Origin of the sequence: Streptomyces sp. NPDC059002 (genome assembly GCF_042740435.1) — a bacterium.
Lineage (GTDB): Bacteria > Actinomycetota > Actinomycetes > Streptomycetales > Streptomycetaceae > Streptomyces.
The window spans coordinates 77,937-89,371 of record NZ_JBHYJI010000039.1; the positions used below are offsets into that span (position 1 = coordinate 77,937).

The window sequence follows — 11,435 nt, forward strand, 5'->3', positions numbered from 1 at the left end:
GGGCTGAGCTCCTCGGGCAGGTGGGGCCGGAGTACAGGGCAGTGTGGAGATTTACTAATAGGTACCTCCTTTCGAGTCTATGACCGTTTAACGAACTTCGCTGCACGCCAAAGGTCCCGAAACGGACAGGACCAAGGTCCTCGATCGCCCGAACCAGGACATACGCGAAGGGGGCGCCCCGGACCATCAGGCCCGGAACACCCCCTTCCGCACACGGCGGAGAACTGCGCGGAGCCACAAGGGGCTACGCGTAGTTACGAAGAGCTACGAGTGCGTGCGCAGCAGCGTCCGCATCGTCCGCATCGCCACGGACAGGTTCGCCAGGTCGAACGCGTCCGAGCTCTGGATCTCCTCCAGGGTCGTCCGCGCCCGGGTCAGGATCGGCGCGTTCTTCTCCTCCCACGCCTTGAAGCGCTGGTCCGGCGTGGCCGCGCCGTTGCCCGCGGCGAGGACGTCCGCCGTCAGCGCGGCGTGCGCCGCGTACAGGTCCTCGCGGATGGAGGCACGCGCCATGGACTGCCAGCGGTCGGCCCGCGGCAGCTCGATGATGCGGTCCATGAGCTGGGTGATGCGCAGCCGGTCGGCGAGGTCGTAGTACACCTCGGCGACGGCCATCGGCTCCTTGCCCGTCCGGTCGGCGACCGCGACGATGTCGAGCGCCGGGAAGGCGGAGGAGAACCCGGCGACGCGCTGGGCGAGTTCGTCGGGGACGCCCGCGCCGGTCAGCTCGTCGCGGATGCTCTGGTACCACTCCTGGTCGGAGCCGCGCAGCAGCTTCGGCAGCTCGGCCCAGACCTCGCTGACGCCCTGGCTGAAGAAGGCGATGGTCTCGGCGAGCTGCAGCGGCTGCGGCCGGTTGTTGAGCAGCCAGCGCGAGCCGCGCTCGACGAGGCGGCGCGAGTGCAGCCTGATCCGGGTCTGCACATCGGCGGCGACGACATTGTCGAGCGCCTCGACGGCGTCCCACACCTCGCCGAGCCCGAAGATCTCGCGGGCCGCCAGCTGCGCCCGCACGATCTCCTCGAGCGAGGCGCCCGTCTCCTCCCGCAGCCGGTGCAGGAAGGTCGAACCGCCCGTGTTGACCGTGTCGTTGACCAGGACGGTCGTCACGATCTCGCGGCGCAGCGCGTGCCCGTCGACCTGCTCGGGGAACCTCTCGTGCAGCGCCTTCGGGAAGTACGCGTGCAGAAGACGCCGCAGATACGGGTCGTCGGGCAGCGTCGTCTGGATCAGCTCGTCGGCGGCCGTGATCTTCGTGTACGCGAGGAGGACGGCGAGTTCGGGCTGCGAAAGACCGCGCGAGGAGTTGAGCAGCTCGCGGATCTGCCGGTCGTTCGGCAGGAACTCCAGGCCTCGGTCGAGGTGGCCCTGCTTGCCGAGCCTGCGCATGAAGCGCTGGTGGGCGTGGAGCAGGGACGGCGCCTGGACGACGGCGTTGGCCAGGGCGGTGTTCTGCGCGTAGTTGTTGCGCAGCACCAACTGGCCGACCTCGTCGGTCATCTCGGCGAGCAGCTTGTTGCGCTGCTTGACGGTCATGTCGCCGTTCGCGACGACCGCGTTGAGCAGGATCTTGATGTTCACCTCGTGGTCGGAGGTGTCCACGCCCGCGCTGTTGTCGATCGCGTCGGTGTTGATGCGGCCGCCGGTGCGCGCGAACTCGATGCGGCCCAGCTGGGTCAGACCGAGGTTGCCGCCCTCGCCGACGACCTTGACGCGCAGGTCGGCGCCGTTGACGCGGATGGCGTCGTTGGCCTTGTCGCCGACGTCCGCGTTCGACTCGGCCGACGACTTCACGTACGTACCGATGCCGCCGTTCCACAGCAGGTCGACCGGCGCCTGCAGGATCGTCTTCATCAGGTCGGCCGGGGTCATCTTGGCGACGCCGGTCTCGATGCCGAGCGCCTCGCGGATGTGCGCGTTGAGCTGGATCGACTTGGCGCTGCGCGGGAAGATCCCGCCGCCCGAGGAGAGCAGCTCCTTCTCGTAGTCGGCCCAGGAGGAACGCGGCAGCTCGAAGAGGCGGCGGCGCTCGGCGTACGAGGTGGCCGCGTCCGGGTTCGGGTCGATGAAGATGTGCCGGTGGTCGAAGGCGGCGACCAGGCGGATGTGCTCGGAGAGCAGCATGCCGTTGCCGAACACGTCACCGCTCATGTCGCCGACGCCGACGACCGTGAAGTCCTCGGACTGGGTGTCGGTGCCCAGCTCCCTGAAGTGCCGCTTGACGGACTCCCAGGCGCCGCGGGCGGTGATGCCCATGCCCTTGTGGTCGTAGCCGGCCGAGCCGCCGGATGCGAAGGCGTCGCCGAGCCAGAAGTTGTAGTCCTCGGCGACCTTGTTGGCGATGTCCGAGAAGGTCGCGGTGCCCTTGTCGGCGGCGACGACGAGGTAGGTGTCGTCCTCGTCGTGACGCACCACGTCCGCCGGGGGCACGACCTCGCCGGCCACCAGGTTGTCGGTGATGTCGAGCAGCGCCGAGATGAAGGTCTTGTAGCAGGCGACGCCCTCCGCCAGCCACGCGTCGCGGTCCACCGACGGGTCGGGCAGCTGCTTGGCGACGAAGCCGCCCTTGGCGCCGACCGGCACGATGACGGTGTTCTTCACCATCTGCGCCTTCACGAGACCCAGGATCTCGGTCCGGAAGTCTTCCTTCCGGTCGGACCAGCGCAGACCGCCGCGCGCGACCTTGCCGAAGCGCAGGTGCACGCCCTCGACGCGGGGCGAGTACACCCAGATCTCGTACGCGGGACGGGGCGCGGGCAGATCGGGGATGGCCTGCGGGTCGAACTTCATGGAGACGTAGTTGTGCGGCGTGCCGCCCCCCGCCTCCTGGAAGAAGTTGGTGCGCAGGGTCGCCTTGATGACGGTGAGGAAGGACCGCAGGATCCGGTCCTCGTCCAGCGAGGCCACCTGGTCGAGCGCCCCGTCCAGCTCTTCGAGGAGCCCGTCGGTCAGCTCGGTCCCGGCCCGCTGGTGGTCCGGCGACATCCGGGCCTCGAAGAGCGAGACGAGCAGCCGCGTGGTGTGGACGTTGTTGCGGAGGGTGTCCTCCATGTAGTCCTGGCTGAAGGTGGCCCCGGCCTGGCGCAGGTACTTGGCGTACGCCCGCAGGACCATCGCCTGACGCCAGTTGAGCCCGGCGCGCAGGACCAGCGAGTTGAACCCGTCGACCTCGGCGGCACCGGTCCAGGCGGCGGCGAAGGCCTCCTGGAAGCGCTCGCGGCCGTCGTCGCCGAGGTAGTCGCCGTTGCCGTTCGGGGACTTGGGCATGCGCAGGCCGAAGTCGTAGATCCACGCGTGCGTACGGTCCGTGCAGCGCAGCTCGTACGGACGCTCGTCGGTGACCTCGACGCCGAGGCGCTGCAGGACCGGCAGGACCGCGGAGAGGGAGACCTGGGCGCCGGAGCGGTAGATCTTGAAGCGGCGCTCGCCGGGGGCCGCGCCCACCGGCTCGTACAGGCTGAGCGCGAAGTCCTGGTGCCCCTCGACGAGCTGCTCCAGGTGGACCAGGTCGGCGACGGCGGCGCGCGGCGTGTGGTCGGCCTTGTAGCCCTCGGGGAAGGCGCCCGAGTAGCGGCGGAGCAGTTCGGCGGCGCGCTCCTCGCCGCACTCGGCGGTCAGCGCCTCGGCGAAGCCGTCGGCCCAGGAGCGGGCGGCCTCGACGAGCCGTCCCTCGATGCGCTCGATGTCCGCGTCGGAGAGGTCGGGGACCTCGGCGCCCTTGGGCACCCTGACCACGAAGTGGATGCGGGAGAGGATCGACTCCGTGTTCCAGGCGGTGAAGTCGACGCTGGCGCCGTTCAGCTCCTCCTTGAGGATGTCGATGATCCGCAGCCGGACGCCCGTGGTGTAGCGGTCGCGCGGCAGGTAGACGAGCGCGGAGTAGTAGCGCCCGTACTCGTCCTTGCGCAGGTAGAGCCGCAGCCTGCGGCGCTCCTGGAGGTAGAGCACGCTGGTCACGATCGACCGGAGCTCGTCGGCGGGCGTCTGGAAGAGCTCGTCGCGGGGGTACGTCTCCAGGATCTGCAGCAGGTCGCGCCCGTCGTGGCTGTTGGCCGAGAACCCGGCGCCCTTCAGGACCTCGGCGACCTTGCGGCGGATGACCGGCACGCGACGCACCGACTCGGTGTACGCGGCGGACGAGAAGAGACCGAGGAAGCGCCGCTCACCGACGACGTTCCCCGCGGCGTCGAACTTCTTCACGCCGACGTAGTCGAGGTAGCTGGGCCGGTGCACGGTGGCCCGGCTGTTGGCCTTGGTCAGCACGAGGAGCTTGTGCTCGCGGGCCTTGGCGCGCGCGTCGGCGGGCAGCCGGTTGAAGGACGGGCTCACCGGGTGGTGGTCGTCGCCGTCGTGCTGCGGGTCGGCGCGCAGGATGCCGAGGCCGGTGCCGGGGACGGCGGCCAGCGAGTCGTCGTCCGTGAGGGTGTACTCGCGAAAGCCCAGGAACGTGAAGTGGTTGTCGGCGAGCCACCTGAGCAGCTCGCGGGCCTCCTCGACCTCCTGTCCCGGCAGGTCGCCCGCGGTGGGCTCGGAGGGCAGCTCGTCCGCGATGCGCAGCGCGGAGTCACGCATCTTCTCCCAGTCCTCGACCGTCTCGCGCACGTCGGACAGGATCCGGAGCAGATCGGCGGTGATCTGCTTCAGGTCGGCGCGGTCGGTCTCGCGGTCCATCTCGACGTGGATCCACGACTCGGTCACGGCGTCGTGCGGACGCTCGTCGGCGACGTCGGTCAGCACGTCGAGGAGCTTGCCGGTGACATCGCGGCGCACGACGACCTGCGGGTGGATCACCACGTGGATGCCGCGGCCCTGGCGGGAGAGCTCGTTGGTGACGGAGTCGACGAGGAAGGGCATGTCGTCGGTGACCACCTCGACGACGGAGTGGCTGCAGGTCCAGCCGTTCTCCTCGACCGTCGGGGTGTGGACCCGCACGTTGGCCGTCCCCTGGGGGCGGTTCTCGGCGAGCCGGTAGTGGGAGAAGGCGGCACCGAAGACGTCGACCGGGTCGCGGTCGGCCAGGTCCTCGGGGGCGGTGTGCAGGTAGTAGCGCTGGAGGAACGCGAGGGCCGTGTCCTGGTCCGGCGTGGCCCCATTCGTCCCGGTCGGTGCGCCGCTCGGTAGGCGCCCTCCGACCGGGCTGTTCTCAGCTACCCGGGCGGCCCGCGCGAGCAGCTCGGCCTTGGCTTCGTCCAGCTTGGTCTGCATTGTCCTCTGACTCCTGTCGCGCGCCGTTGCGTGACGTAGAAGGAAGTGATGTGACGTAACGCCGGGGCGCGGGGTCTCCGGCCGGAATCGACGTTATGCCGCGGTGAGAGATGAGTGGGCGGTTATCCGCCATCTTCAGCGCTTTCGCCGACAGATGGGTTGCTAGGCCGGATCGGCCGCACCACGAAGAAGCGTCAGCGATGGCCCGGGCACGGATGTCCTCCGTGTGCCCCGGGCGAAGGGCGGGGGCGTTCGCGCCCCCGCGGGATATCGCGCTGATCACGGGTCAAGGCTATCGCCCCGCACCGGGGAGCCGTCATGAGCCGTATGTGTACAAAAGCGGGGGTCGAACTTTGACAGTCTGCACAGTCCCGCCGGGCACGCGGCACGCTACGGCCCTCTTGGCAAACCGGACGCGGGGAGGCACGTTGAGCAGGACGGGCAACGGACACGCGCGACGGACTCGGGGAGCGAGCACCGATGGCAGCCAAGATCCTGATAGTGACCGGTGACGCGGCGGAGTCGCTGGAGGTCCTCTACCCCTACCAGCGGCTGCGCGAGGAGGGCTACGACGTCCACATCGCCGCCCCGGCCCGCAAGAAGCTGCAGTTCGTGGTGCACGACTTCGAGCCGGGCTTCGACACCTACACGGAGAAGCCGGGCTACACCTGGCCCGCGGACCTCGCCTTCTCGGAGGTGGATCCCGGCCAGTACGCCGCCCTGGTGATCCCCGGCGGCCGGGCCCCGGAGTATCTGCGCAACGACCCGGAACTCCGCAAGCTCCTCAAGTCCTTCTTCGACGCGGACAAGCCGGTCGCGCAGATCTGCCACGGCCCGCTCCTGACCGCGGCGATCGGCGGCCTCAGCGGCCGCAGGGTCACGGCGTACCCGGCCCTGGAGATGGACATGCAGGCGGCGGGCGCGACCTTCCAGGACGCGGAGGCGGTGGTGGACGGCACCCTGGTCTCGGCCCGCGCGTGGCCCGACCACTCCGGCTGGATGCGGGAGTTCCTCACGGTGCTGCGGGCGAAGGCTCCGGTGACGTAGGGACTGGAGAGCGGAGCCGGATTCTCACCTCCCGCTAGGTATACGGATCCCCGTATCCCGCCCCACATCGGTATGCCGATCCTCACGCATACCGATGGCGGGACGCCACCCCGGAAGGCAGTGTTCGTGATGCGCCGCCTCGCCTGAGGCTGCGGCAACGGGCGGCGGGGTGTGGCATGCCTGGTCAACTCCCCCACGGCTGTCATGGCAAGGCACCCCGCCCCACCGCCGCACCGCGAAACGGCCGACGCGGCCGCCTGCCCTTGTCGGCGAGGGCAGGCGGAGCGCGTGTCACGGCGGGGAGGCTCCTACGGGGACGGCCCGGTACGGGCTGCGGGAACAGCTCGGCGCCGCGGGAGGACTACCCCGCCCCCGTGAGCCCCGCGATCTCCGTCCGCGACCCCACCCCCAGCTTCGCCAGAATGTGCTCGACATGCGCGTCCGCGGTCCGCTTGGAGATGACGAGCCGCTCGGCGATCTCCCGGTTCGACAGCCCCTGCGCCACGAGCACCGCCACCTCCCGCTCCCGCCGGGTCAGCACATCGGCCCCCACGGCCCGCTGCCCGGACCGCTGGGCGGGCGGCCTGCACGGGGTGTCCGCGTCGGCCCGCACCGCGTCGAGTACCTGCTGCCCGGACAGCCGCGCCCCCACCGCGTGCCAGCGGTCGAACTGCTTGCCGCCCAGCGCCTCCCGCACGGACTTGCGCGTGGCCTCCTGCTGTTCCAGGAGCGTGGGCAGCATCCCGATGGGATCACCGCCGAGACGCCGCGCGTTCTCCGCGTACCCGAAGAGCCAGGCGGCCCGCACCGGGCGGCCGCCCCGCGCCGCCGCCCACGCCAGACCGTGGCAGCACATCGCGGCCACCAGGACCTCGTCGACCTCGCTCGCCGCCTCAAGAGCCCGGCACAGCGAGGCGACGCCCGCGTCCCACTCCCCCGCGAGCCACTGCACGAGCCCCTGCGCCATGAGCGTGGACCCGTAGATCTGGCGTTCACCGGTGCCCTCGAGCCGGGCGAGCCCCTGCCCGCACAGGTCGAGCGCCCCCTCGGTGTCCCCGAGGACGGCCCGCAGCAGCGCGCCTTCGTACCCCATCACCACCAGGCCGAGCAGGGTGTCACTGCTCGTCATCCGCCGCCGTACGTCCTCCAGGCCCGCGAGCCCCGTCTCCTCGCCGCACAGCGCCGCGAGCCCGCTGACGTACCCCTCGGCGAACAGCGCCACCTCCTCGTCGCCCGCGCGCACCGCGCACTCCAGGGCGAGCGCCATCCGCTCGACGGCCGTCGCGAGATCCGCGGTCCACACGGCGAAGGCACCGGTCCCCAGCAGCCCCCAGGCCCGCGCCGCGCAGTCCTCGGGGACGAGCTCCAGGCCCTTCTCCATCCAGTACCCGCCTTCGGAGAGCGCCCCCGAGGCCCGCCAGTGCGGCCAGAGCCGGGCCGCGAGCCTGAGCCCTTCCGCCGCCCGCCCCTCGGTCGCGTACGCGTACTCCAGGGCGGCCCGCAGATCGGCGATCTCCGCACGGACCGCGCGGTGCAGCGCGGGCTGCCGGTCGCTGAAGAACCCTTCCTCGAAGCGCCGGCCCAGATCCCGGTAGTACGCGAAGTGCCGCGCCCGCAGCGCCGCGCCCCCGTCCCCCTCCACCGCGCCGAGCCGCTCGGCGCCGTACTCCCGCAGGGTGTCGAGCAGCCGATAGCGGTTCCCCGACTCGCCGAACCGCTGCACCACGGACTTGTCGACGAGCCCGATGAGCTGCCCGAGCACCTCACCCACGGGCAACTCGCCGCCCCCGCAGACCTGTTCGGCGGCCGACAGCTCGAAGGACCCGGCGAAGACGGACAGCCGCGCCCACAGCAACTGCTCGGCAGGCGTGCACAGTTCGTGCGACCAGTCGATGGCCGTACGCAGGGTCTGATGCCGCGACAGCGCGGTGCGGCGCCCCCCGGTGAGCACCTGGAACCGGTCGTCGAGCCGCGCGACCAGCTCCTCGACGGACACCGCCCGCAACCGCACGGCGGCCAGCTCCAGGGCCAGCGGAATGCAGTCGAGCCGCCGCGTCAGCGCAAGCAGCCGCTCCCGGTTCCCGTCGTGCACCGCGAAGCCCGGCACCACCGACGCCGCCCGCTGCGCGAAGAGCTCCACGGCATCCTCGGGCGCCAACGGCGACACCGGGCAGCAGTGCTCACCCGGCACATCCAGCGGCTGCCTGCTGGTCGCGAGCACACACACGTCCGCGGCCTCGCGCAGCACGATGTCGGAGAGCATCGCGCACGCGTCGACGAGATGCTCACAGGTGTCGAGCACGATGAGCAGCCGCCGCCCCTGCAGATGCGCCACGACCGCGTCGAGCGGCGCCATCCCGGACTGCTCCGGCAGTTCGAGGACGGCGGCGAGCGTCGCGGGGATCAACTCCGGGTCCCTCAGCGCGGACAGCTCGGCCAGCCACACCCCATCAGGAAACCGCTCCCCGAGCCCGGCCGCGGCCCGCAGCGCGGTACGGCTCTTGCCCACGCCCCCCGGCCCGACCAGCGTGACGAGCCGCGCGTACTCGAACGCCGCCCGCACCTGCGCCAGTTCATCCGCCCGCCCGACGAACGAGGTCAATTCCGCGGGCAGTTGCCCACCCCGCCGCTGCCCGAAGCCGAAACCCATAGCGCTACCGCCCCCGTCACGTCGTCCCGCAAGGCTCACCCCGCCGAGGATCCCACCACAGCGTACGCAGAACGATGCGGAGCGTGAACGGAGTCCCCGAAACCACCCACCGGGATCCCGTCAGGCCGCGAGCCGCTCCGCCTCCGCCACTGCCTCCGCGAGACTGTCGACCACCGGCACCCCGGCCTCCTCCAGGCTCCGCCTGCTGTGCGACCCACCGGTGTAGAGCACGGCCCGGGCCCCCACATGCGCGGCGGCCACGGCGTCATCAACGGCGTCCCCCACGACGACGACCCGCTCCACGGCAGCCACCCCGCCGAGCGCCTCCAGATGCCGCACCATCCGCTCGGCCTTTCCGGCATGCGAATCGTCCATGCGCCCGTCGATGCGTACGAAGTGCTCCTCGATCCCGTGCCTGCGCACGATCGGCACCAGGTGCTCATGCGGAGCCAGCGACAACAACGACTGCGTACGCCCGTCGGCCCGCCGCTCGGCCAACAACTGCGCGGCCCCCTCGGTCAGCCCGCAGTTCTCCACCCGGGCCCAGTAGTGCTTGTGGAAGACGGCGTCCATGACCCGCCACTCCGCCTCACTCGGCAACCGCCCGATCAACCGCTCGTAGAACCTGGGAATCGGCACGCAGTACAGATCGCGATACCTCTCCAGCGTGATCGCCTCAAGCCCGATCTCCGCGAACGAGGCGTTCGTGGCCTCGATCACGGTGTGTATGTCATGCAGGAGGGTCCCGTTCCAGTCCCACACAATATGCGCCCCGCGCAACGTCTTCCCCATACCCAAACGCTACCCGCCCCCCACCCACCTGCACCGCGCCCGGCACTGGGGCGGGGGAGCACACCCACCCCCGGGCCTGCGGGGAAGTCGGCGGCGCACCCACTCCCAGGGCTGCGAGGGCCCCCACCGGCCCGCAGCCGCAAACGCTCGCGAGGGGACGTGGGGGTATGTGCGCACGGAGCACCTCGACCCACCCTGACGGCAAACACTGACCGAGGCATCAACCACGGGATAGCGAGTACGCACATACCCCCACGGCCCCGCCCCACAGCCAAGCCCAAGGCGAGACGCCAGCCCAGGCGCCCCCGCCAGCAACAACCTCAGTCGATCAACCCAGGAATCTCCTGCGTAGCAAACCAAAGCAGCTCATGATCCTCCGCCCCATCCACCACGAACCGCGCATCATCATCCCCAAGATCCGCCGCCCCGAGAGCCGCAGCCGCAGCCCCCACGTCCCCCTCCGCGTCCCCCGCATCCACATGCACCGCCGCAGCCTTCCCCAAGGAAAGCCCCGCAGCGATCCGCACCTCCCCGAGCGCCCCCTGATCCAGCCCCCGGTCCGGATCCGCCACCGCCACCCCGTCCGGCACATCCGCCGCCAGCACGACCCGCCGCCGCGCAGCCCCCGGATCCCCCGCCACGAGCCGCAACGACGCCGACGCCGCCCGGCTCAACGCCGCGTACTCGAGCTCCTCGATGTCATCGGAGACGTACCACTCCCGCAGCGCGGGCGTCACGGCATAAGCGACCAGCGGCCCGGGCCCCAACTCCCCGGCCTTGTACGCCTCGGCCAGCCGGGGCAGTGTCAGGGGAACGTAGACGCGCATGGCTGATGACCGCTTTCGTTCGTGGCCACGGAGGGCCTTCGTGGCCGTTGAGAGGCCCAGGATACGTGCGGGAGTCCCCCTTCGAGGTGCCCCCACCACGGCCGGAAGCGTCGACCCGCGTCCCGAAATTCACCCGGTACACCCCCGTACCCACCGCGCTCCCGCCCCCTCCCGTCCACCGGATAGGTGAACCCCGGGCCCCCTTCCCGCACCCGCACCGTTCCCTTGCGGCTTCCCCCGCCACCGCCGTACAAGATCCCCAACAAAAAGTTACTTACGGGTACCGGCGACCGGCACCGGCCCACCCACCAGCACCACCACTCACCCGCACCACCGGAGGAGAGCCCCATGCGCAAGGTGATGACAAGGCCACGCCCCCGCCCCACCGCCACACGCCCACCCGCAGGCCGCCCACCCACCCGCAAGGACGCCCGCCGCCCCACGCCTCCCGGCCCGGGTCCGGGTCCGGGTCCGGGCCCGTCCCGCCGCCAACCCCCCGCCACGATCCCCGCACAGCCACCCCCGCACCCCACGGAACTCTTCGCGGAACGCCTCGTCCTGGTCCTCAGCGGCCAGCGCCCCCTGCACTGGGTGGCCCGCCACATCGCGAACACGGCCTTCGACGACCTGGCCCGCCTTGCCGAACTCCGCCCGCTCGGCACGGACGGCGGCCACCGCCCCACGATCCACCGCATCGGCCACTACCAGCCGCACCCCGAGACGTACGAGGTGTTCGCCCGCATCGCGACGGGCCCCAGGCTCAGGGCACTGGCCTTCAGGCTGCACCGCGGAGCGGACAGAAGGTGGCGATGCACAGCGGTAGAAGCCTGAAAAACGCCCCAGGAGCCCTCTCTCTCCCCCCCCCCATTACTTTCTACGTAGCCCCGCAACGGGGTTACCGGCCTTCGGAGTTG

6 protein-coding genes are annotated in these 11,435 nt (G+C 70.9%); 2 read left to right on the top strand and 4 right to left on the bottom strand.

The genetic code is table 11. From position 1 onward, the window contains the following. Window positions 1-264: 264 nt before the first annotated feature. Window positions 265-5,205 carry an NAD-glutamate dehydrogenase gene (locus ACFWZ2_RS29220; protein ID WP_384550662.1) on the bottom strand — a complete coding sequence of 1,647 codons (4,941 nt, stop codon included), beginning with the start codon at window positions 5,203-5,205 and terminating at the stop codon, window positions 265-267. A 480-nt stretch (window positions 5,206-5,685) separates the two neighbouring features. Here ACFWZ2_RS29220 and ACFWZ2_RS29225 point away from each other — a divergent pair, with 480 nt between their 5' ends. Then, window positions 5,686-6,252 carry a DJ-1/PfpI family protein gene (locus ACFWZ2_RS29225; RefSeq protein ID WP_384550663.1) on the top strand — a complete coding sequence of 189 codons (567 nt, stop codon included), beginning with the start codon at window positions 5,686-5,688 and terminating at the stop codon, window positions 6,250-6,252. A gap of 361 nt (window positions 6,253-6,613) precedes the next feature. On the opposite strand, the gene ACFWZ2_RS29230 is transcribed toward ACFWZ2_RS29225, so the two are convergent. The 3 genes from ACFWZ2_RS29230 to ACFWZ2_RS29240 form a co-directional block, all read right to left on the bottom strand. Further along, complete coding sequence (locus ACFWZ2_RS29230) at window positions 6,614-8,902, bottom strand: ATP-binding protein (RefSeq protein WP_384550664.1); 2,289 nt, start codon at window positions 8,900-8,902, stop codon at window positions 6,614-6,616. Between the two features lie 120 nt (window positions 8,903-9,022). Further along, complete coding sequence (locus tag ACFWZ2_RS29235; RefSeq protein WP_384550666.1) at window positions 9,023-9,694, bottom strand: HAD family hydrolase; 672 nt, start codon at window positions 9,692-9,694, stop codon at window positions 9,023-9,025. 320 nt (window positions 9,695-10,014) lie between these two features. Beyond that, window positions 10,015-10,521, bottom strand: coding sequence for a DUF6912 family protein (locus ACFWZ2_RS29240; protein ID WP_384550667.1), 507 nt, complete (start codon window positions 10,519-10,521; stop codon window positions 10,015-10,017). Window positions 10,522-10,869: 348 nt separating this feature from the next. Between ACFWZ2_RS29240 and ACFWZ2_RS29245 the strand changes: the two genes are divergently transcribed. Then, on the top strand, window positions 10,870-11,352 hold the full coding sequence (locus tag ACFWZ2_RS29245; RefSeq protein WP_384550669.1) for an Rv3235 family protein: 483 nt from the start codon (window positions 10,870-10,872) through the stop codon (window positions 11,350-11,352). Window positions 11,353-11,435 lie beyond the last annotated feature (83 nt).